General features: G+C 62.8%; 17 protein-coding genes and 1 pseudogene. 7 read left to right on the top strand and 11 right to left on the bottom strand.

Annotated elements, in window-relative coordinates:
- Positions 1-35: 35 nt before the first annotated feature.
- Together X265_RS13950 and X265_RS13945 are read left to right on the top strand one after the other, a co-directional pair.
- Positions 36-1,838, top strand: coding sequence for an ABC transporter ATP-binding protein (locus X265_RS13950; protein ID WP_128965330.1), 1,803 nt, complete (start codon positions 36-38; stop codon positions 1,836-1,838).
- 36 nt (positions 1,839-1,874) lie between these two features.
- On the top strand, positions 1,875-2,576 hold the full coding sequence (locus tag X265_RS13945; RefSeq protein WP_128965329.1) for a fumarylacetoacetate hydrolase family protein: 702 nt from the start codon (positions 1,875-1,877) through the stop codon (positions 2,574-2,576).
- 64 nt (positions 2,577-2,640) lie between these two features.
- Here X265_RS13945 and X265_RS13940 read toward each other — a convergent pair whose 3' ends face one another.
- The 5 genes from X265_RS13940 to X265_RS13925 all read right to left on the bottom strand — a co-directional run bounded on the left by X265_RS13940 (position 2,641) and on the right by X265_RS13925 (position 6,903).
- Positions 2,641-3,981, bottom strand: a complete 1,341-nt coding sequence (locus X265_RS13940; RefSeq protein WP_128965328.1) for an MFS transporter — start codon at positions 3,979-3,981, stop codon at positions 2,641-2,643.
- 144 nt (positions 3,982-4,125) lie between these two features.
- The gene (locus tag X265_RS13935; protein WP_128965327.1) at positions 4,126-4,584 is read right to left on the bottom strand and encodes a YybH family protein; all 459 of its coding nucleotides are present in this window, start codon (positions 4,582-4,584) and stop codon (positions 4,126-4,128) included.
- A 33-nt stretch (positions 4,585-4,617) separates the two neighbouring features.
- Complete coding sequence (locus X265_RS13930) at positions 4,618-5,547, bottom strand: aspartyl/asparaginyl beta-hydroxylase domain-containing protein (RefSeq protein ID WP_128965326.1); 930 nt, start codon at positions 5,545-5,547, stop codon at positions 4,618-4,620.
- Positions 5,548-5,689: 142 nt separating this feature from the next.
- On the bottom strand, positions 5,690-5,845 hold the full coding sequence (locus X265_RS40455) for a hypothetical protein (protein ID WP_164938570.1): 156 nt from the start codon (positions 5,843-5,845) through the stop codon (positions 5,690-5,692).
- A 134-nt stretch (positions 5,846-5,979) separates the two neighbouring features.
- The gene (locus X265_RS13925) at positions 5,980-6,903 is read right to left on the bottom strand and encodes a LysR family transcriptional regulator (protein ID WP_128965325.1); all 924 of its coding nucleotides are present in this window, start codon (positions 6,901-6,903) and stop codon (positions 5,980-5,982) included.
- A gap of 205 nt (positions 6,904-7,108) precedes the next feature.
- Between X265_RS13925 and X265_RS13920 the strand changes: the two genes are divergently transcribed.
- Both X265_RS13920 and X265_RS13915 read left to right on the top strand, forming a co-directional pair.
- Entirely contained in the window at positions 7,109-7,819 is a 711-nt protein-coding gene (locus X265_RS13920; protein WP_128965324.1) for an SDR family NAD(P)-dependent oxidoreductase, read from the top strand.
- A 35-nt stretch (positions 7,820-7,854) separates the two neighbouring features.
- Positions 7,855-9,084, top strand: a complete 1,230-nt coding sequence (locus X265_RS13915) for a YbfB/YjiJ family MFS transporter (protein ID WP_128965323.1) — start codon at positions 7,855-7,857, stop codon at positions 9,082-9,084.
- Positions 9,085-9,102: 18 nt separating this feature from the next.
- Here the strand turns inward: X265_RS13915 and X265_RS13910 are convergent, their stop codons facing one another.
- The 5 genes from X265_RS13910 to X265_RS13890 all read right to left on the bottom strand — a co-directional run bounded on the left by X265_RS13910 (position 9,103) and on the right by X265_RS13890 (position 16,173).
- Entirely contained in the window at positions 9,103-10,575 is a 1,473-nt protein-coding gene (locus tag X265_RS13910) for a flavin-containing monooxygenase (protein ID WP_128965322.1), read from the bottom strand.
- A 45-nt stretch (positions 10,576-10,620) separates the two neighbouring features.
- Entirely contained in the window at positions 10,621-11,868 is a 1,248-nt protein-coding gene (locus X265_RS13905) for a glycosyltransferase family 87 protein (protein WP_128965321.1), read from the bottom strand.
- 147 nt (positions 11,869-12,015) lie between these two features.
- Positions 12,016-13,437 (bottom strand): adenosylhomocysteinase, encoded by a 1,422-nt coding sequence (ahcY, locus tag X265_RS13900; protein WP_128965320.1) that lies wholly within the window; start codon positions 13,435-13,437, stop codon positions 12,016-12,018.
- A 122-nt stretch (positions 13,438-13,559) separates the two neighbouring features.
- Positions 13,560-14,756 (bottom strand): methionine adenosyltransferase, encoded by a 1,197-nt coding sequence (gene metK, locus X265_RS13895; protein WP_128965319.1) that lies wholly within the window; start codon positions 14,754-14,756, stop codon positions 13,560-13,562.
- A gap of 61 nt (positions 14,757-14,817) precedes the next feature.
- Positions 14,818-16,173, bottom strand: coding sequence for a hypothetical protein (locus X265_RS13890; RefSeq protein ID WP_128965318.1), 1,356 nt, complete (start codon positions 16,171-16,173; stop codon positions 14,818-14,820).
- A gap of 161 nt (positions 16,174-16,334) precedes the next feature.
- On the opposite strand from X265_RS13890, the pseudogene X265_RS13885 reads away from it, so the two are divergent.
- From X265_RS13885 to X265_RS13875, 3 genes and pseudogenes are all read left to right on the top strand, one after another.
- A pseudogene (locus X265_RS13885) lies at positions 16,335-18,054 on the top strand (caspase family protein).
- A gap of 163 nt (positions 18,055-18,217) precedes the next feature.
- Positions 18,218-18,415, top strand: a complete 198-nt coding sequence (locus X265_RS13880) for a DUF3311 domain-containing protein (protein WP_128965317.1) — start codon at positions 18,218-18,220, stop codon at positions 18,413-18,415.
- Positions 18,412-19,878: a sodium:solute symporter family protein gene (locus X265_RS13875; protein WP_128965316.1), complete on the top strand. Its 1,467-nt coding sequence runs from the start codon at positions 18,412-18,414 to the stop codon at positions 19,876-19,878. The genes X265_RS13880 and X265_RS13875 overlap by 4 nt, the downstream gene beginning before the upstream one ends.
- A gap of 194 nt (positions 19,879-20,072) precedes the next feature.
- On the opposite strand, the gene X265_RS13870 is transcribed toward X265_RS13875, so the two are convergent.
- Complete coding sequence (locus X265_RS13870) at positions 20,073-21,191, bottom strand: cobalamin-independent methionine synthase II family protein (protein WP_128965315.1); 1,119 nt, start codon at positions 21,189-21,191, stop codon at positions 20,073-20,075.
- Positions 21,192-21,254 lie beyond the last annotated feature (63 nt).

Here is a 21,254-nt window from a genome sequence, read left to right as displayed (position 1 = left end):
GCAGGCTTATCCCCTTGGCCGTCAATGGACACCGGATGGCCCAGTTTCCAAAGAAAATCACCGACGATCCCTATGCGGCAGCGGTCCTGATTCGCCGCTTGGTCATGGAACAGGGAGTCGTCTACTGGCGGCGTTACCTCGTTGCCTTCGCGCTGATGGCGGCCGCCGCAGGCGCCACCGCCGGCGCGACCTACGTGCTCGGCCAGGTCATCAACCAGGCCTATGTCGACAAGAACATCCCGGGCATCGCGATGTTCTCAGCCATCACGGTGGTGCTGCTCTTCATCAAGGGCGTGGCGACCTACGGGCACATGGTGATCCTGACCAAGATCAGCAACGCCATCCTCGCCACCAACCAGCGCCGGCTGTTCGCCAAGCTGATGCGCGAGAGCGTCGGTTTCTTCTCCGAGCGGCATTCATCCGAATTCCTGGCGCGGCTCACGGCGGGCGCCAAATCGATCACCGACGTCCTCAACATGCTGGTCAACGCCATCGGGCGCGACCTCTTGATGCTGCTGGCCATGATCGGTGTAATGGTGTGGCAGGACCCGTTGATGTCATTCATTGGCCTCGTCGCGGTGCCGCCGGCGATGCTGGTGCTGCGCAAGCTGGTCAAGCGCATCAAGGGGCTCGCCTACAACCAGTTCACCGGCACTGCCGACATCATGGAGACGATGCAGGAATCGCTGCAAGGCATCCGCACGGTGAAGGCGTTCACGCTCGAAGACACCATGCAGAAGCGCATCGACGAGAACATCGCCATCGTCGAGCGCAACGCCAACAAGATGGCCCGGGTCGCCAACCGCTCCAATCCGCTGATGGAAATGCTCGGCGGCTTCGCGGTCGCCGGCTGCCTGATGTACGGCGGCTACGCTGTGGTCGCACTCAACGCCACGCCCGGCGCGTTCTTCTCCTTCATGACCGCGTTCCTGATGGCGACCGAGCCGGCCAAGCGGCTGGCGCGGCTCAACATCGATCTCAACAGCCAGTTGGTCGGCGCCCGCATGCTGCTCGAAATCATCGACAGCCCGGCGAGCGAGCATTCCGATGACGACAAGCCGGCGCTGAAACTCTCCGACGCGCGGATCGAGCTGCGCGATGTCAGCTTCGCATATCGTTCGGGCGAAACCGTGCTCAACCGCATGAGCTTCACAGCCGAGCCCGGCAAGGTCACCGCGCTGGTCGGCCCCTCCGGCGGCGGCAAGTCGACCGTGCTGGCACTGCTGCTGCGCTTCTACGAGGTCACGCAGGGGGGCATCGTGATCGACGGCCAGTCGATCGGCGCGGTCTCCCGCAAGTCGCTGCGCGCTCAGACCGCCTATGTCGGCCAGGACGTCTATCTGTTCCGCGACACCATCCGGAGCAACATCGCCTTCGGCAGGCCCGGCGCGACCGAGGACGAGATCATCGACGCCGCGAAGGCGGCCTGCGCGCATGATTTCATCATGAGCTTCCCGCTCGGCTACGATACGCCAGTCGGCGAGCACGGCACGCAACTCTCGGGCGGTCAGCGCCAGCGCATCGCGGTGGCGCGCGCGCTGATCAAGAACGCGCCGATCATCCTGTTGGACGAGGCCACCGCGGCGCTCGATTCCGAGTCCGAGCGGCAGGTGCAGGAAGCGATCGAGCATCTGTGCCAGAACCGGACCACCATCGTAATTGCGCACCGGTTGCACACCATCATGCACGCCGACAGCATTCTGGTGGTCGAGGGCGGCGAGATCGTCGAGCGGGGCCGGCACGAGGAATTGCTCCGTCGCGGCGGCCGCTATGCTTCCTTCTTCCGCCTGCAACATCACGACGCTGGCGCTCTGGCGCCGATCAGCGCGACCGCATAGAGTTCCCTCATCCACCCAGAGCAGCGAGATCGCTCCATGAACGCCGCCTCCTACGTCATCCCGCTTCCGCCCCAGGCTTCCCTTCCCGTCGTTGGAGAAAGCGGCCGCTATCCCGTACGCCGCATCTGGTGCGTCGGCCGCAACTATCTCGAGCACATCCGCGAGATGGGCAACGACGAGCGCGCTCCGCCGTTCTTCTTCGCCAAGCATGCCGACATGCTGGTGCCCGATGGCGCCACCATTCCCTATCCGCCGCTGACCAAGGACCTGCATCACGAGGTCGAACTGATCGTCGCGATGAAGAGCGGCGGGCTCAACATTCCCGCCGAGAAGGCGCTCGATCATGTCTACGGCTACGCCGTCGGCATCGACCTCACCCGTCGCGATCTTCAGATCGCCTCGCGCAAGAAGGAGCGCCCATGGGAGATCGGCAAGTCGTTCGACGGCTCTGCCCCCTGCTCCGCAATTCAACCGGCCTCGAAGATCGGCCATCCCTCAAGGGGCAAGATCTGGCTCACGGTCAACGGCAAGGAAGCCCAGAAGGGTGACCTTACCGAGCTGATCTGGAACGTGCCGGAGATCATCTGGCAGCTCTCGCAGCAGGTGAAGCTTGCCGCCGGCGACATTATCATGACCGGCACGCCGGCCGGTGTGTCGCAGCTCCAACCGGGCGACAAGCTCGAATGCGGCGTCGACGGCGTCGGCACGTTGAAGGTATCGATCGGCCAGCCGGAGTAAGGCTGAGCTCCAGTCACAGAAAACCAAAAGCCCCGGACCTCGCACCCGGGGCTTCTTTGCGGTCTCAGATCCGCCGCTCGTGCGCGCCAACCGTGTTGATGTCCTTGCCGGTGTAGTCGGTCATCATTGCGGTGGCGACCAGCGTCATGACTGCGCAAATCGCGATGTAGACCGCAATGGCGGTCGCAGAGTGGAATGTGCCGAACAGCCAGGTTGCGATCAACGGCGCCGGACCTCCGGCAATCACGGATGCGAGCTGATATCCGAGCGAGGAGCCGCTGTAGCGCAAGCGTCCGGTGAAGCTCTCGGCGATCAAGGCGGCTTGCGGCCCATACTGCATGTCGTGCGGAATCAGCGACAGGATGATCGCCGCGAAGATGATGGTCAGCGATCCCGTATTGAGCATCGCGAAATAGATGAAGCCGAAGATGCCCGTCGCCGCAGCGCCGAGCATGTACATGTTCTTGCGGCCGATCTGGTCTGAAATGTGGCCGCAGAGCGGGATCGAGATAAACGACAGCACCGAAGCCGACAGCACCGCGGTGAGCAGGAAGTCGCGCGAGACGTGCAGGGTGCCGATGCCATAGGAGAAGACGAAGGCGGTGAAGATGTAGAACGGTGCCTGCTCCGACATGCGCGCGAAGGCGGACAGCAGGATCTCCTTCGGATAGTCCCGGATCACCGTCAGCATCGGAGTGCGGTCGACCTGACGCTCAGCCACAAGCTTCGAGAACACCGGCGTTTCAAGAATGCCAAGCCGGATGTAGAGGCCGACAGCGACCAGGATGATGCTGAGCGCGAACGGAATGCGCCAGCCCCACGCCAGGAACTGATCGCCCGCCATCTGGCTGAACGCCAGCACGGCGAGATTGGCGAGGAACAGCCCGCAGGGCACGCCGAATTGCGGCCACGATGCGATCAGTCCTCGGGATTGGTCGTTGCGAGCCCATTCCATCGACATCAGCACCGAACCGCCCCACTCGCCGCCGACGCCGACGCCCTGAACGAATCGCAGCACTGTGAGAATCACGGCGCCCCAGATGCCGATGCTCGCATAGGTCGGCACCACAGCCACCGCGGCGGTCGCCAGCCCCATCAAGAGCAGCGTCGCGATCAGTGTGGATTTACGTCCGATGCGGTCGCCATAATGGCCGAAGATCGCCGCGCCAATCGGGCGCGCGACGAAGCCGACCGCGTAGATTGCAAACGCCTCCAGAGTGCCAACCCAGGGATCGGAGTTCGGAAAGAACAGCTTCGCGAACACCAGACCCGTGACGGTGCTATAGAGAAAGAAGTCATACCATTCGATCGCTGTCCCGATCGTGGAGGCGATCACGGCGCGACGAAGCTGCCGCTGGTGCTCGGATACAGTGAGCTGGGTGGAGTCGAGGCCAAGTGTTGCCATGGGAATGCTCCCTCGGACAGGCCCCCGCTCGCGGGTTTTCATCGGTTGTTCGTTGCGGAGTGAACGATGCTGGGTTCCAAGGGTTCCAGCTGGACCAGAACGCGAGGCTAAAACTTTAGTCGACCGATGAAGCGGGCCGTGAGGCTACCAGGCCTTCACCTGACGATTGGCATGGCTCGCCTGCGGCACACCGCGATTGAGCGACATGTGCGAATGCACGCAGAGCCAGCGATCGTTATTTTTGGAAAACACCATGGTCGCGCGGCCTGGCCGTGAGAACGCGCTGCCATCGGGATGATAGCCCGTGCTCGTCCAGGGCGCGATCACTGTCGCCATCGTGCCGTCGGACGAGGCCAGGATCGAAGCCTGATCGAGGACGAAGCGGAAATCTGTGGTCTTGGGCCAGACGTTGTCCCATTGCGTCGAGACCCATTGGTCGAGGCCGGGAATGACGTCGTTGTGCGTACCGAAGGCGAGCACGTCAGGATGAAAGAGCGGCCTCGCCGAGGCGTAATCGACCTCGCGGACATAGCCCGCGAAGGTCTCAAGCCACTGACGGAAGAACCGATCCGTCTCGCTGTCAGCGGACGGCAACGAGGTCATTCCCTCTGTTCCAGATAGGTCCAAGTTCGCCGATCACTTCAGCGCTGAAAACACGATCAGGCCGAGAATCAGCGCCGTTAGCGAGTATTTCAGCGTGTAGTAGACGTTGCGGTTCCACTCCTTGACCTTGCGGCTGCCGAGATGGATTTCGTAGAGCTTGCCGAAAACCTTGTTGAGCACGCCGACATTCTCGCCCTCGACGTTCTGGGTCGCGGACGCCTTGACGATGTGATGGCTGACCCAGCGGTTGATCGCGGTCATGAAGCCGAATTTCATCGGCCGCTCGACATCACAGAACAGGATGATGCGATTGACGTCGGTCGCGTTCTCCGCGCTGTGAATGAACGTCTCGTCGAACATGAAAGCTTCGCCGTCACGCCAGACGCATTCGACGCCGTCAACGAGGATGCGGCACTTGTTCGAGTTCGGCGTGACCAGGCCGAGGTGATAGCGCAGCGAGCCGGCGAAGGGATCGCGGTGGGCACCGAGCTTGCCGCCGGGCGGCAGCATTGCGAACATCGCGCCATGCACGCTCGGGATCGATTTGAGCAGCTCTACCGTCTTCGGGCACAACGCGTTCGCCGACGGTAGGAAGTCGTCGTACCATTTCAGGTAAAAGCGCTTCCAGCCGCTCTTGAAGAACGAATAGAAACCCCAGTCGTTGTTCTTGGCAGCCGCGCGGATAAAACCTTCATCGAACAGGCGGACGGCCTCGTCGCGGATCGTCTCCCAGTTCTCGCTGAGTGGCTTCAACTCCGGAAACTGCTCGACGGCGATCACCGGCTTGTTCGGTACGGCCGAGCCCGCATACATCAGCACATTGTAGGGAGCGAGATAGGTCGAGTGGTCCCCGAGCTGGCGCGCGAAGCGCAGCCGCTGCTTGCCCCGGAAATGAACATAGATGGTCGATGCCGCAAGCACATACAAAATGACGAGTTGCGGCGCAAAAAGCTGTTTCAGCATTTCCCCAATCCCAAGTGACCCAGCCGGGGTGTCGTGTAACCCGGCCCAGACCAAGCGGCAAGGTATTCACCGGTGGGTTGCAATCACGCTGGGGAGAGCCAAGCCGGCCTGAAACCCACGGAAGCCTGGCAAAAAAGCCCGATTAGGCCCGCGACAGCGCCTGGAGACCCTTGAAGGTCAGACGCTTGGGGTCGGTGACACCGGCGAGATAAAGCTGGCGGATAAAGGCAACCACAGCCTTGCGGTCGCAATCGGTCAGCGCAACGACGGCATCGACCGCGATCTTCTGGGCTTCCATTGGGCTCACCTCGGTCTTGCGGGTAACCCGGCCGAGACAGGCTAGGACTCATCCGTTAATCCGACGTTAACCGTTCGGAACCATCACCGATTCAGGCCAACGGCACATGAGCAGTCTCGGCGTGGCCGCAATGCCTAGCCCGACTTGAGGCTCTTCTTGAGTTGCGCAAAATGCTTCTTCAGCCGCGGCACGGCGAAGTCGGTGAAGGCTCGCACCTTGGGTACCGAGAGCCGGCCCTGCGGAGCGATCAAATGTACCGGCATCTCCGGATCCTCGTCGCCGGCGAGCACGAGCACAAGCTCACCGCGAGCGACCTGCTCGGCGACCTGGTACGAATACATCCGCGCGATGCCGCGTCCGGCAACCGCCGAGGCCACCGCCGCATAGGTGCTGTTGACGACAAGGCGCGGAGTAAATTGGACCGTCCGCGGCGCTGACGAGCCGGCTTGCGCCGTAAAGGTCCACGAATTCGGAAGATGGGCCATTGCCACGATCTGGTGCTTGGCGAGATCGCCAGGCTCGGTGATGCGCGGATGCTGCTTCAGATAGTGCGGCGCGGCCACTACGACCCGGCTGGTCTCGCCGACCCGCAGGGCCACCATCGCCGAATCGGCGAGAGGACCGATGCGCAGTGCGATATCGATGCCCTCCTCGATCAGATTGACCGCCCGGTCGAACAGCAGGAGCTTGGCCGACACCGTCGGATGGGCATCTAGAAACGCGTCGAGGATCGGCCGCAGCACCATCTCTCCGGACACCACGGGGGCCGTGATCGTGAGCAGTCCTCGCGGTACCGTGCGCGGTCCGGCCGCGATGTCCTCGGCCTCCTCCAACTCGGTGAGCACGCGGCGGCACACCGCGACGTAGCGCTCGCCCTCCTCGCTCAGCTTGATTGATCGCGTGGTCCGATGCAGCAGCTCCGCGCCCACCCGCTCTTCGAGAAAGGCGATGGCGCGACTGACGGCCGCAGGCGAACGGCCGAGCTTACGCCCCGCGGCGGCAAGGCTGCCCTCGTCCACCGCAAGGACGAATACTTTCATGGCGTCCAGACGATCCATGCTTTCCCGCGGCCCTTCTGAAATCCAACCGGCAAGCTAGGCGTTTGCCTCAACCGCGACAACTCCCGCCAGCTGCCGGCCGGGCATTCGTACGCGACGCGAAAGAGTGTCTGCCGGACAGCGCGCATTCGCAGCCGGGCCGCCATGGCCTACCTCAGAGCCCAAGCCGGCGAGCGCTGGCTCGGATCAACAACAGGAGTCCGTCATGGGTATCGAGCAGAAGGTTGCCATCATCACCGGTGCATCGCAGGGCATCGGCGCTGCCCTCGTCCAGGGTTTTCGCGATCGCAATTATCGCGTGGTCGCCACAGCGAGGTCGATCAAGCCGTCAGGCGACGACGAAATTCTTGCCGTTCCCGGCGACATCGCCGACCGGAAGACCGCCGAGCGCGTAGTTACGCAGGCCGTCGCCCGTTTCGGCCGCGTCGACACGCTGGTCAACAATGCCGGCATATTTGTCGCAAAGCCGTTCACGCAATATACCGCCGAGGACTATGCAGCCGTAATGGGCACCAATGTCGCGGGTTTCTTCAACATCACCCAGCTCGCGATCGCCGAGATGGAGAAGCAGGGCTCTGGCCACGTCGTCCAGATCACCACCACGCTGGTCGACCAGGCCAATTCGAACGTGCCCTCGGTGCTGGCCTCGCTGAGCAAGGGCGGCCTCAACGCCGCGACCAGATCGCTCGCAATCGAATACGCCAGGCGTGGCATCCGCGTGAACGCCGTGGCGCCAGGGATCATCAAATCGCCGATGCACCCGGTGTCGACGCACGCGCAGTACGCCGCAATGCACCCGGTCGGACATATGGGCGAGATGTCCGACATCGTCGACGCTGTGCTCTATCTGGAGGGCGCGTCCTTCGTCACCGGCGAGATCCTGCATGTCGATGGCGGCCAGAGCGCCGGCCACTGAGCGCATCCGCGCGCCCCTGCGCGCACGAGGATAACATGACCGAACTCAATGCAAATACCAAGCAGCCCGCCCGGCCGCAGCAGCGGCCGGGCACGGCGTCAGAGACAACCTGGCGATATGCCGTCGCCGGCCTCGCCGCATCGCTGGTCGGGCTTGGCCTCGCCCGCTTTTCCTACACACCGCTGATTCCGGCGTTGATCGCGGCAAAGTGGTTCAGTGCCTCCGACGTCGTCTATCTCGGTGCCGCGAACCTTGCCGGTTATCTCGCCGGCGCGCTTACGGCGCGAGCAGTCGCGGCACGGATCGGCGCAGTCAGCGCCTTGCGCGCAATGATGCTGCTCGCCACCCTCTCCTTTTTTGCGAGCTCAGCGCCTGTCTCCTTTAGCTGGTTCTTCGCCTGGCGCTTCCTCTCAGGTCTCACCGGCGGCATCATCATGGTGTTGGCGGCCTCTGTAATCCTGCCACACACCCCGGCCAACCGGCGCGGCATCGTTGGCGGCGTGATCTTTGCAGGCGTCGGGCTCGGCGTGGCTGCATCGGGCACATTGGTGCCGCTGTTGCTGCAACTGGGCTTGCCGCAGAGTTGGTATGGCCTTGGCGCCCTCGCCGCCGTCCTCACACTCGTGAGTTGGTGGAACTGGCCCGCAGAAGCCAAGGGCGATACTGCATCCTCACACCACACGAAGCAGCGTCACACGTCGCGGGCCGCCCGGGCGCTCCTGATCCAGTACGGGCTCAACGCGGTCGCGCTGGTGCCGCACATGGTCTTCATCGTCGATTTCGTGGCGCGTGGTCTGGGCCAGGGCATTGCGGCGGGATCACGCTATTGGGTGCTGTACGGCCTCGGCGCGATCATCGGCCCGCTCGTCACTGGCCATCTCGGAGACCGCTCCGGATTTGGCCCGGCCTTGCGCGCAGCCTTTCTGATCGAAGCGGCCGCTGTACTGCTTCCGGCCGTCAGCACCGCACCGGTGTCGTTGATCGTATCAAGCGTGGTGGTCGGCGGTTTTACGCCGGGCATCGTGCCCCTCGTGCTCGGCCGCATCCATGAGCTTGTTCCGCACTCCAGCGAGCAGCAGCGTGCGACATGGAGCCACGCCACTACCAGCTTTGCGCTGTTCCAGGCGGCTGCGGCTTACGGCTTCTCCTGGATCTATGCGCAGACCGGGGGCGACTATCTCGTCCTGTTCGCTCTCGGCGGGGGCGCCGTGATATTGGCGCTCGCGATCGACCTTGGCCTCGCGCTCACATCGCGCAAGGCGTAATCGCAGGCGGCGGCGTGATCACGAGTACCGCATCACGCCGTCGTCGATCTTGCCGAAGCGCAAGGAGACGATGTCGAGAGCATAGTTCTGATAGAGGCGCCACGGCCGCTTCGAACCCTGCTTCGGCATTTTTGCGACCGAGCGCTGCACATAGCCCGAGGTGAAATCAAGCGACGGCTGTGCGGTGATCTCGGCGTCGTCATTGTGCGGCATGCACTGCCGGAAATTGTGCCGGTCCATGTAGTTGATGAGCCGGCAGACATACTCGCAGGTCAGGTCGCATTTGAGCGTCCAGGATGCGTTGGTGTAACCGAAGGCCGACGCCATGTTCGGCACGTCGGCATACATCATCCCCTTGTAGGTCAGCGTGTTGGCGAAATCGACGGCGCGGCCGTCGACGCTGACCTCCAGGCCACCGACGACCTGAAGCACCAGGCCCGTCGCCGTCACGATGATGTCGGCGGCAAGCTCGCTGCCGTCCTTCAAACGGATGCCATCGTGGGTAAAGGCGTCGATCTCGCTGGTGACCACAGCGGCGCGCTTTTCACGGATCGCCCTGAACAGGTCGCCGTCGGGCACGAGACAGAGCCGCTGATCCCAGGGATTGTAGCGTGGCGTGAAATGGGTGGCGATGTCATAGTCCGGTCCGAGCGCCATACGCACGCCGCCAAGGATGAGGTTCTTCACCTTGTCGGGCCGTCGCCGGCTCAGCTGGAAGAAGAACATCCCCCACATCACATTGCGCCAGCGGATCAAATGATAGGCGAGCCGCGCAGGCAGGTTGCGGCGGAGTTTGTTGGCAACGGGATCCTGCGCCGGACGCGACACCACATAAGTCGGCGAGCGTTGCAACATGGTGACCTGCGCCGCTTTCTTCGCAAGCTCCGGCACCAGCGTCACCGCGGTCGCACCCGAGCCGATCACGACCACGCGCTTGCCCGCATAGTCGATATCGTCGGTCCATTTCTGCGGATGCACGATCCGGCCCGCGAAATCCGCGACGCCCTTGAATTCGGGCGTGTAGCCCGCCTCGTATTTGTAGTAGCCCGAGCACATGAACAGGAAATTGCAGCTGAAGCGCACGAGTTCCGTCATGCCCTCGCCAGTCGTGCGTTCGACTTCGACGGTCCACCGCGCCTCAGACGTCGACCACGCGGCGCGCTTGACGCGGTGGCGGAAGCGGATGTGCTTATCGATGCCATTCTCGGCTGCCGTCTCGCGCACATAGTTCAGGATCTGCGACCCATCCGCGATCGCCTTCGGATCGGTCCACGGCTTGAAGGAATAGCCGAGCGTGAACATGTCGCTGTCGGAGCGGATGCCCGGATAACGAAACAGGTCCCAGGTGCCGCCGATACAGTCGCGCCCCTCCAGGATGACGTAGCTCTTGCCGGGGCACTTTGTCTGAAGATGATAGCCCGCGCCGATGCCCGATAGCCCGGCACCGACAATGAGCACGTCGAAATATTCCTCTTGAAGAGCGCTCGTCATCGGATCTCCTCCCGGGGAGGATTGTCCGATCCTTGCCGCGGCCAGTCAACGGGCCAAGATGGTGGAATATGCTCGACGGTGCTCCATCGACAGCGCGCCAAGCAAGATGAACGGCGGGATGAAGAACAGCGGCCCGAAGGCGAGCCCGCTCACGTTGGCAAGCGAGGCGGCCATGAGGGGCAGCAGCAGCACCATTGCGGCGCCGGCATTGAACCAGTGGGCGGAGATCTGCGAGTGCTGCTGAGCGTTCTTGAGCCACACCACCGCAAATGCGCCAATCACGAGGTCGTAGTCCTGAAGATAGGGCGTGGCGAGGCAGGTACCGATAACGACGAGTGCGTTGCGAATGGGCGCCGGATCGTCGCGCAACCAGCTCCAGCCAACGACCAATGCTGCCGCAAGCGCGAACACCCCCTGCACTGCGTAGGACAATTCAACGCCTCCCCCCAGGCGCCGGGCCGACACGAAGACCGAGACCATTCGATGCCAGACCCCTGAGCCGTCCTCGAGGATCGCGGTGCGCAGCACCGAGACATGGTGCTGGTACTCGGCCCAGACGGCGGGGCCAAAGACTATCGTGCTGGCGCAGATGAGCAGGACCGCGGTGACTGCCGCTGCCATGACCACGCGCCAGCGCCGACCCGCGATCATCGCAACAGGAAGCATCAATGCGAGGTGCGGCTTGTAGACCAGTAGCCCGAACAGGACTCCTGCAAGGGTTGGCCGGCGATCCACCAGCAGCAGACCTCCACCCAATACGCCGGCCGTCAATGCACCGTTTTGTCCGCCGATCGCATTGATGAACATGGCAGGCGCCGCGAGCGACAGCAGCAGCGCATTGTCGCCGGCGGCGAGCTTCAGCGCACGATAGAAGCCATACCAGGTCGACGCCAGCCAGACGAGGAGCGCCGGGACATAGGGAACGAGCGCGAGCGGTGCGGTCAGCAGCAGAAGAACCGGTGGGTAGGAATAGTGATACAGATCGATATGCGGCCCGACCACCAAGGTCTCGAAATCGTGGAAGGCGACGAAGTCGTAGACCTCGGCTGCACGGCCATGCAGAGCCAGATAGGCTCCCGACCAATAATTGATGAAATCATCGCCAAACGGGCTGCGAATGCCGTCCGTGAGACCGACGCGGGTTCGCCCCAGTAGATCGACCACATAGCCGATCGCCGCAACCGCGATCCAGCAACGCGCAACAACACGCAGACGGTCCGGATTGAACAGCTCCGTGCCGGGTGCCTGCGGCTGGGGCGCCCGAAATCTCTCCGACTGATCTGCAGATGTCATGGGGGCGCTGGCCGCTGGCGATGGAGACCAAGCATGCAACAAGGCCGTTAGGGCCTCGTTAACAACCGGCGACGCTTGAAAGAACGACGGCAGTGAAATCCATGTGACCGAAAAAAGGCCCCTGATCGCTCAGGGGCCTTTCCGATCTCAGTACCGGTAGTGGTCCGACTTGTACGGACCTTCCTGCTTGACGCCGATATAGTCGGCCTGGTCCTTGCGCAGCTCGGTGAGCTTGACGCCGATCTTGGCGAGGTGCAGGCGCGCGACCTTTTCGTCGAGCGATTTCGGCAGCACGTAGACTTGCTTCTTGTACTTGCCGTCCTTGTTGTTGGCGAACAGCTCGATCTGCGCCAGCGTCTGGTTGGTGAAGGACGCCGACATCACGAAGGACGGATGGCCCATCGCGTTGCCGAGGTTCACGAGACGCCCCTCAGACAACAGGATGATGCGGTGCTTGTCGGGGAATTCGATCTCGTCGACCTGCGGCTTGATGTTGGTCCACTTCAGATTGCGCAGACCCGCGATCTGGATCTCGTTGTCGAAGTGGCCGATGTTGCAGACGATGGCGCGATCCTTCATCGCGCGCATGTGGTCGATGGTGATGATGTCCTTGTTTCCGGTCGCGGTGACGAAGATGTCGGCGCGGGGCGCGGCGTCTTCCATCGTCGTGACCTCGTAGCCTTCCATCGCCGCCTGTAGCGCGCAGATCGGATCGACTTCCGACACCATCACGCGGCAGCCGGCCTGGCGCAGGGAGGCGGCCGAGCCCTTGCCGACGTCGCCGAAGCCCGCGACCATCGCCACCTTGCCCGACATCATCACGTCGGTGCCGCGGCGGATGCCGTCGACCAGCGATTCACGGCAACCATAGAGGTTGTCGAATTTCGACTTGGTGACGCTGTCGTTGACGTTGATCGCCGGCCAGAGCAGCGTGCCGGCCTTCTGCATGTCGTAGAGACGATGCACGCCCGTGGTGGTCTCTTCGGAGACGCCCTTGATGCTGTTGGCGATTCCGGCGAAGTAACCCTTCGGCTTCTCCTTGAGCTGCTTCTTCAGCAGCGCGAAGAAGACTTCCTCTTCCTCGGAGCCGGGCTTGTCGAGGAACGCGGCGTCGCCGTTCTCGGCGCGCAGGCCGAGATGGACGTACATGGTGGCGTCGCCGCCGTCATCGAGGATCATGTTCGGGTGACCGCCGCCGTGCCAGTCGAACAGCTTTGCGGTGTAGTCCCAGTAATCTTTCAGCGTCTCACCCTTGACGGCGAAGACGGGAATGCCGGCGGCTGCGATTGCGGCGGCGGCGTGATCCTGCGTCGAATAGATGTTGCAGGAGACCCAGCGGATGTCGGCGCCGAGGGCTGCCAGCGTCTCGATCAGCACGCCGGTCTGGATCGTCATGTGCAGGGAGCCTGCAATGCGCGCCCCCTTCAACGGCTGCTTCGGGCCGTACTCCTCGCGGGTTGCCATCAGGCCGGGCATCTCGGTCTCTGCGAGCGAGAGCTCCTTACGGCCGAAATCGGCGAGCGAAATATCCTTGACGATGTAATCGGTGAAGCCGGGCTTCGCGTTCATGGGAGGTCCTGTTTGTTTGGCTCGTCTTTCCGGGGCGCTCGTGCAACGAGCGAACCTGGAATCCGGCAGTTCGAGATTCCGGTGCGCCGCTGCTGCAGCGCTCCGGAACGACGCAAGAAAAACTAGAGCGCGCGCTTGAGCGGCTCGACGAGATCAGTCTTCTCCCAGGAGAAGCCGCCCTCATTGTCGGGCGTGCGGCCGAAATGGCCGTAGGCCGAGGTTCGCGCGTAGATCGGGCGGTTGAGGTCGAGATGGCTGCGGATGCCCCGGGGCGTCAGATCCATCGCCTGCGCCGCCGCCTTCTCGAGCTGGTCCTCCGACACCTTACCGGTGCCGTGTGTGTCGATGTAGATCGACAGCGGGCGCGCCACGCCGATGGCGTAGGCGAGCTGCAAGGTGCAGCGATCGGCAAGGCCGGCAGCCACGATGTTCTTGGCGACGTAGCGCGCAGCATAGGCCGCGGAGCGATCGACCTTGGTCGGATCCTTGCCGGAGAACGCGCCGCCACCGTGCGGGGCCGCGCCGCCGTAGGTGTCGACGATGATCTTCCGGCCGGTCAGGCCGGTGTCGCCGTCGGGACCGCCGATGAAGAACTTGCCGGTCGGGTTGATGTGCCAGATCGTCTTCGGCGTGATCCAGTCCTTCGGCAGCGCCTCGCGGACATAGGGCTCGACGATGTCGCGGATCTGCTTGGACGAGATGTCCTCGACCAGATGCTGGTGCGATACGACGATCTCGCGCACGGCGACCGGCTTGCCGTTCTCGTACTGCACGGTGACCTGGCTCTTGGAGTCGGGACCCAGCACCTTCTCCTTGCCGGAGTGACGAGCTTCGGAGATGAGGCGGAGGATCTTGTGAGCGTAGAAGATCGGGGCCGGCATCAGGTCGGGCGTCTCGTTGGTAGCGTAGCCGAACATGATGCCCTGGTCGCCCGCGCCCTCTTCCTTGACTTCGCCCGGCTGCAGCGCATCGACGCCCTGCGCGATGTCGGCCGATTGCGGATGCAAGAGGATCTCGATATCGGCCTTCTGCCAGTGGAAACCTTCCTGCTCGTAGCCGATGTCCTTGATGGCTTCGCGCACGACGCTTTCGATCTGCTCGTTGGTCACCGATTTCGGTCCGCGGGTCTCGCCGGCGATCACCACCTTGTTGGTGGTCGCGAGCGTTTCGCAGGCGGCGCGGATCTGCCACGGGTCGATGCCGGCCTTCGGCCCTTCGCGGTAGAACAGGTCGACGATTTCGTCGGAAATCCGGTCGCAGACCTTGTCCGGATGGCCTTCGGACACGGATTCGCTGGTGAAGAGATAGGACGCGCGCATCAAGAAACCCCTTGTTCCACCGCTACCGGCGGACGTTTGCGATGTTTACAGTTGGATTATGTCAATCACGCCGGCGCGAGATGACGTAGGATTCGTCGAGAAACCAGAGCCCGTTGTACTTTCGCAGCACATCCCTGGCGGCATCCAGAGTGCGGCCGTTTTGAGTCATATCTGTCAACCGGTCGTCCTCAATCTGAGCGACATACACCGCCGCATTCCACGCTGCAAAGGCTGTCGAGGTTCCGATCGTACCCGTCACCTCGTTGGGCAGCGCTTCCATATCATACCTGAAGATCGAACGGTTATCCGCGTAAGCATTAAAATTGAGGTCTCGGCCCAACGATCCGAGCTCGTACTTAACGGCGCGCAATAACTCATGACGGCTCACCGAGAAAGGATTTTCTCCGGGCCAGATCGCCTGGATCATTTCCATGCCGGGATCGTGACCATGGGAGTGGATACCGATCAGGCGACCGCCTGGCCGCAAGGCCCGTGCCAGCGGTGCAATGATCCGTTTGGCCCGGAAGTTGACCGAAGACAGGGCCCGGTATGGCTGGGATGCGATGACGAGGTCGAAATTGGCCTCGGCCTGCCCCGGCCGTGGAATGGTCGAATCGAGCAGAAATCTGTGGTCTTCGCGGTAGAGCACGAGAACGACCGGCCTCTCATACAGCGGCATGGCCGTGCGTGGGCTGATCGCAGCACGCCAGTTCTGCTCCAGGAATGGCCGCAGCTCGGCGATCTGCTGCTCGAACTCGCCTGACGAGGCGCCCCGCAGCGGGACCTCGTGCCAGACCGTGGCGGCGGCCGCTGCCGGCGAAGCCGGCGTCAGCCAGGGCGCCTCTGAGTAGAACATGTTGGTGAAGACGAAAACCGATGCTGGATGCTCGAAAATGCGGTCGGGCACCTTCTCCAGCGACAGGCGCAGATCTTCGAGGCTGAGCTCCTTGCCCGCGACATAGAACGGCATGTGTGGATAGCGCTGGTGCGTGGCGCGGAGCACTCGCGCCAGCACCGTGCCGTCGCCGACACCGGCGTCGAAAATGCGCAGTGCCGGCGGGCGCGGATGGATGGTGGCAAGCTCCAGCGCGACGCGGTCGGCGATCACCCGCTTCTCGCTGCAGGTGTGGACGAACAGCAAATATTTCTGCCGATTCTCGAAGAAGCGGAAATTGCCGCGTGGATCGCGCTTTTCCGGAGGCACCTGGAGCCCGCGCGGCGGCGGCAGGCCGCCAGTCGTGGAGGCGGCGATATAGGCCTGGATCCGCTCCAGCGTGTCGATCGTGATCCGCTTGCCCTCACGCAGGCGGTGCACGAGCTTCCCATCGTTCACCGCACGCCGGCCGAACGTCGATTCTGCCATGTCCGCCTTGCGGCAGAACTCCGTGATTTGGCTCAGGATTTCGTCGTTCTTCATGAGTGGGATGATGGTGGGCAGAAGAATTGGGACTTCCCTCGTAGCAAATTCTGCCCACTCAGGGAATACCACCGGCTGCTTTACGCCACGTCCGTATCAGGCGTGAACCCCAAGGTGCCGCCTGGCAACAAACAAGCACTTCTTCTCAAGGAAACAGCACCATGCGCCGCCTGCTCGTCGCGTTCGCCCTGCTTGCGGCCCCCCCTGTGGTCGGCGCCGGCATCAGCCCAATCGCCCAGTCAGCTCGGGCCGCTCTGCACAACCGAGACGACGCCGGCGGACCAGATGGTCGACGCTTGCACCAAGATCATCGCCCTGAAAGTCTTCAAGGGCGCGCAGCTCGCGACTGTCTATTTCTGGCGCGCGGTGGGCTGGAACAAGAAAGGCGCCTACGCCAAAGTCATTGCCGACACCACCGAGGCGATCCGGCTCCAGCCGAGCCAGGCGGTCTACAACTTGCGGGGCTCGGCCTATTACGACAAGGGCGACTACGACATCGCCATTGCGGATTTCGATGATGCGCTGAAACTCGGCCCGCCCAGCGGCATCATCTTCCACAATCGCGGCAATGCCTGGCGCGGCAAGGGCGACTACGCCAAGGCCATTGATGACTACGACAAGTCGATCAGGGCCGATCCGAGATCGGCATTCTCGTTCCAGAACCGCGGCATTGCCAAGGAAGCGCTCGGCGATCCCGACGGCGCGCTCGCGGACATCAACCAGGCGATCCGGCTCGATCCGACACTGCCGCAGCCGTTGATCAACCGCACCGCGATCTGGCGCGCGAGAGGCGATCTCGATCGCGCCATTGCCGACGGCAGCGAGGCGATCCGGCTCGTCAAGGACAAGCCAAAGGTCAACATGATGACACCGCCGAACAGCGTGCTGATCTCCGCCTACACGCATCGCGCGCTGGCCTATGAGGCCAAGGGCGACTACGCACATGCGCGCGACGACTACCAGGCGACGCTCGCGATCGTAGCGTCCGACGCCGGCAGCAAGGCCAATCAGGCCACCGCAAAGGTGCGGCTGTCATTGGTAACGGAGACAACTGCGCCAATCCCGCGCGATGCGCCCTTGCCGACGACCCAGCAGGCAGCAGGCCGTCTCCCACAGCAGACGGGCGCAGCACCCGTGCCTTCGTCTGCGTCGGCCGTTCGCGGCACGCGCATGGCGCTGGTGATCGGCAACGGCGCCTACGTGCATGTGAAGGCACTTCCCAATCCGCCCAACGACGCGCGCGCCGTGGCAAAGAGCCTGCGCGACATCGGCTTCACGGTGTCGGAGGGTGTAGATCTCAATCGAGCCGCGATGCAGAAGATAACGCGCGACTTCCTGCGCGGCGCTGCGCGAGCGCAGGTCGCACTGGTCTATTATGCCTGCCATGGCGTGCAGGTCGACAGCCGCAACTATCTCATTCCCGTCGACGTCGAGCTCAAACCGGGCGCGAATATGACAGAAGCGATGATCGACATGGATACGATCATGGCCGGCCTCGACGATCAGGTCCGTACCAACATTCTGATCTTCGATGCCTGCCGCAATAATCCGATGGCGCAGCAGGTCGCAAGCGCCGGCAGCAGCCGCGGCCTCGAGGGCGTATCTGGCTTCGCCGCGCCATCAAGCCTCGGATCCGGTGCAACGTTGGGAGCCGGCACGCTGATCGCATTCGCGACCGCGCCGGGCCAGGTCGCGCTCGATGGCGAAGCCGCCAACTCCCCGTTCTCCGCCGCGCTTTCCCGCCACATCGGCACGCCGGGGTTGGAAGTGCAGCAGATGCTGACACGTGTGCGGGCTGAGGTGGTGTCGACCACGAAGAACAAGCAGGTGCCGTGGTCGAACTCCTCGCTACTGGGCGAGGTTTATCTGGCGGAAAAGTAAGCGTGGCGATTGTGCCACCACGTCAGGATCGAAGCCATCCGGCCACCCACTCGTTGTCATCGACCGTCTTTGACTGGGCTCGAACGCGTTCTTAGTCATTGGTAGCGGCCAGGAACTTTCACAAAAGGCATCGGTTCTCACCGGGAACAAGAGTCTTTTGTCCATGCGCAACATCCGCTGGATTGCCGTTATTCCTTTCCTGGCGCTGATAATCGGCCCGTTCTTCGTCAATCGGGTGGAGCCCCTGATCCTCGGCCTGCCGTTCCTGCTGGCCTGGATCGTCGTGTGGATCCTGATCACGTCACTCATCGTGGCCGTGATCTACGCGGCCGATCCCGCCAACCGGGGGGAAGAGTCTTGAACAGCGCGATACCCTTCATTGCCGCCGCCGCGCTGCTGGCGCTTGCGCTGGGCTTTCTCGCCCGTCGGGGCAAAGACATGAGCCTGGAACAGTGGACCGTGGGCGGGCGCGGCTTCGGCGCGATCTTCGTGTTCCTGCTGCTGGCCGGAGAGATCTACACGACCTTCACCTTCCTCGGGGGCAGCGGCTACGCCTACGGCAAGGGTGCCCCGGCCTATTACATTCTCTCCTATGGCACCCTGGCCTACGTGCTGTCCTATTTCATGCTGCCGCCGATCTGGCGCTATGCCAAGGAGCACCGGCTCTACTCCCAATCGGACTTCTTCGTGCGCAAATACGATAGTCCGGCACTGGGTGTCATCGTCGCGATCGTCGATATCGTAGCGTTGATCCCCTACCTCGTTCTTCAGTTCAAGGGACTCGGTATCATCGTCGAGGTCGCCGGCTATGGGGCGATCTCCTCCACCGTCGCGATCTGGACCGGCGCAATCGTCGTTGCCGCCTACGTGATGGTCTCTGGCGTACACGGCTCGGCCTGGACCTCGGTCGCCAAGGATCTCTTGATCCTCGTCGTCGTGATCTTCCTTGGGGTGTACATACCCTATCACTATTACGGTGGACTCGCTTCGATGTTCTCGGCGATCGAACAGGCCAAGCCAGGATTCACCGTGCTGCCGCCGCACGGCGAAAGCCTGTGGTGGTTTTCCTCGACCGTGCTGCTCACGGCGCTCGGGTTCTACATGTGGCCGCACAGCTTCGGCTCGATCTATACGGCCAGAAGCGCCAGGGTCATTCGCAAGAACGCGATCGTGCTGCCGCTCTATCAGCTCATCCTGCTGTTCGTGTTTTTCGTCGGCTTCGCAGCGATCCTTCAGGTTCCCGGGCTCACTGGCCCAAATATCGACTTGGCACTGTTCAAGCTCTCCGTGAAGACATTCGACCCTTGGTTCGTCGGTGTGATCGGCGCGACAGGTGTGCTCACTGCGCTGGTGCCTGGATCGATGATCCTGATGACTGCAGCGACCTTGATCGCCAACAATCTGTACCGCGCCCTCGATCCATCGGCTGACGATCGAAGAGTGTCTCTGCTGGCAAGACTCCTGGTGCCGGTCGTGGCGCTGGTTGCCGTGTTCTTCACATTGAAGGGCGGGGAGACTATCGTGGCGTTGCTGCTGATGGGCTACAGCCTGGTCACCCAGCTGTTTCCATCACTGGTGCTCAGCCTCGCAAAACGCAACATCGCGACGCGCGAAGGCGCCGTGGCGGGCATTGTGGCCGGCGTAGCCACGGTTGCCGTCGTCAGCCTGACTGGCGCGAATTTTCACAAGCTGCCGTGGCTCCCGCCGGAGATCCAAGATGTCAACATCGGCATTATCGCGCTGATGTTGAATTTCATCGTGCTGATCGTCGTGAGCGCCATGACCCGGCAGGTCGCGGAGCCTGCACGGGTTGCCGCAGAATAACACGAGGTGGTGATCTACCCACACTTGTGGAGAAAGGCGGGGCGTTGACCTCCGCAACACGCTGCGCTGCTGCACGGCCTCTGCTGCAATATAGCAAAGCGGGCGTAGCGCTTCGTTCACACCATTCCGCGGGTTCATAGTTGCACAGCCGTAAAGCCCCGCTTCGCGGGGCGCTACGGCTGCCAACGGGCAGCTTAATTCCCCCACACTTCCTTCGCGATCTCCACCGCAAGGCTGAGCTTGGCCCACTGCTCTTCCTCGGAGAGGACGTTACCCTCTTCCGTCGAAGCAAAGCCGCATTGCGGCGACAGCGCGAGTTGCTCCAGCGGTGCGAACTTGGAGGCTTCCTCGAGACGGCGCTTGATGTCGTCCTTCTTCTCGAGCTCGCCGAACTTCGAGGTGATGACGCCGACCACGACGACCTTGTTGCCCTTGGGCAGGAAGCGCAGCGGCTCGAAGCCGCCGGCGCGATCGCTGTCGTACTCCAGGAAGTAGCCGTCGTAATTGGTTCCGGCGAGCATGGTCTCGGCAACGGGCTCATAGCCGCCCGAGGAAATCCAGGTCGAGCGGAAATTGCCGCGGCAGACATGCGTCGTCACCACCATGTCGGCGGGCTTCTCGGCCAGCGCGTAATTGATGATGCGGGCGTAGATCTGCTGGAGACCATCCGGATTGTCGCCGCGCTCACGCGCCTTCTGCAATTCGTCCTGCGAGCAGAGATAGGCCCAGACGGTGTCGTCGAACTGGAGATAACGGCAGCCGGCATCGTAGAACGCCTTCACCGCCTTGCGATAGGTCTTGCCGAGGTCCTCGTAGAAGGCCTCGAGATCGGGATAGACGTCCTTGGAGATCGACTTGCGGCCCCCGCGGAAGTGCAGCACGGCCGGCGACGGGATCGTCATCTTCGCGGTGACGTGCGCCTGGTCGGCGTACTTCTTCAGGAAGCGGAAGTGGTCCAGCATCGGGTGATTATCGGGGAAGTCGAGCTTGTCGATCACCCGCACTGCGTCATGGCGGGTCTGCACGCCCGCGAACTGGATACCGGTATCGGGATGGAACAGCTCGCAGCCGGTGAGCTTGGCCAGGAAGTCGAAGTGCCACCAGGAACGGCGAAATTCGCCGTCGGTCGCCAGCTTCAGGCCGATCGAAGCCTGCTTGTGCACGACCTTTTCGATCTCCATGTCCTCGATCTTGCGCAGATCGTCGGCCGAGATCTCGCCCTTCTCGAGTTTTGCGCGGGCTTCCTTGATCTTGGCGGGACGCAGGAGGCTGCCGACTTCGTCGGCGCGGAAGGGGGCTCTGGTTCGCTGCATTCTTAACTCCCGTGTATTTTCTGTAGCGTTGTCGAGCGAGGTGGGTACCGGCTCGCGTGAAGA

Origin of the sequence: Bradyrhizobium guangdongense, assembly GCF_004114975.1 — a bacterium.
GTDB lineage: Bacteria > Pseudomonadota > Alphaproteobacteria > Rhizobiales > Xanthobacteraceae > Bradyrhizobium > Bradyrhizobium guangdongense.
This window is presented reverse-complemented; position numbering and strand designations above follow the sequence as displayed.

Excerpts from the sequence above, each read along its gene's own strand:
- X265_RS13935 (WP_128965327.1), bottom strand. The coding sequence starts at position 4,584 with ATGACCTCGTTGCCGTCCGCTGACAGCGAGACGGATCGGTTCTTCCGT.
- X265_RS13915 (WP_128965323.1), top strand. The coding sequence starts at position 7,855 with ATGACCGAACTCAATGCAAATACCAAGCAGCCCGCCCGGCCGCAGCAG.
- X265_RS13945 (WP_128965329.1), top strand. The coding sequence starts at position 1,875 with ATGAACGCCGCCTCCTACGTCATCCCGCTTCCGCCCCAGGCTTCCCTT.
- X265_RS13930 (WP_128965326.1), bottom strand. The coding sequence starts at position 5,547 with ATGCTGAAACAGCTTTTTGCGCCGCAACTCGTCATTTTGTATGTGCTT.
- X265_RS13940 (WP_128965328.1), bottom strand. The coding sequence starts at position 3,981 with ATGGCAACACTTGGCCTCGACTCCACCCAGCTCACTGTATCCGAGCAC.
- metK (WP_128965319.1), bottom strand. The coding sequence starts at position 14,756 with ATGCGCGCGTCCTATCTCTTCACCAGCGAATCCGTGTCCGAAGGCCAT.
- X265_RS13890 (WP_128965318.1), bottom strand. The coding sequence starts at position 16,173 with ATGAAGAACGACGAAATCCTGAGCCAAATCACGGAGTTCTGCCGCAAG.
- X265_RS13880 (WP_128965317.1), top strand. The coding sequence starts at position 18,218 with ATGCGCAACATCCGCTGGATTGCCGTTATTCCTTTCCTGGCGCTGATA.
- X265_RS13925 (WP_128965325.1), bottom strand. The coding sequence starts at position 6,903 with ATGGATCGTCTGGACGCCATGAAAGTATTCGTCCTTGCGGTGGACGAG.
- X265_RS13905 (WP_128965321.1), bottom strand. The coding sequence starts at position 11,868 with ATGACATCTGCAGATCAGTCGGAGAGATTTCGGGCGCCCCAGCCGCAG.
- X265_RS40455 (WP_164938570.1), bottom strand. The coding sequence starts at position 5,845 with ATGGAAGCCCAGAAGATCGCGGTCGATGCCGTCGTTGCGCTGACCGAT.
- X265_RS13910 (WP_128965322.1), bottom strand. The coding sequence starts at position 10,575 with ATGACGAGCGCTCTTCAAGAGGAATATTTCGACGTGCTCATTGTCGGT.
- X265_RS13870 (WP_128965315.1), bottom strand. The coding sequence starts at position 21,191 with ATGCAGCGAACCAGAGCCCCCTTCCGCGCCGACGAAGTCGGCAGCCTC.
- X265_RS13950 (WP_128965330.1), top strand. The coding sequence starts at position 36 with ATGGCCCAGTTTCCAAAGAAAATCACCGACGATCCCTATGCGGCAGCG.
- ahcY (WP_128965320.1), bottom strand. The coding sequence starts at position 13,437 with ATGAACGCGAAGCCCGGCTTCACCGATTACATCGTCAAGGATATTTCG.
- X265_RS13920 (WP_128965324.1), top strand. The coding sequence starts at position 7,109 with ATGGGTATCGAGCAGAAGGTTGCCATCATCACCGGTGCATCGCAGGGC.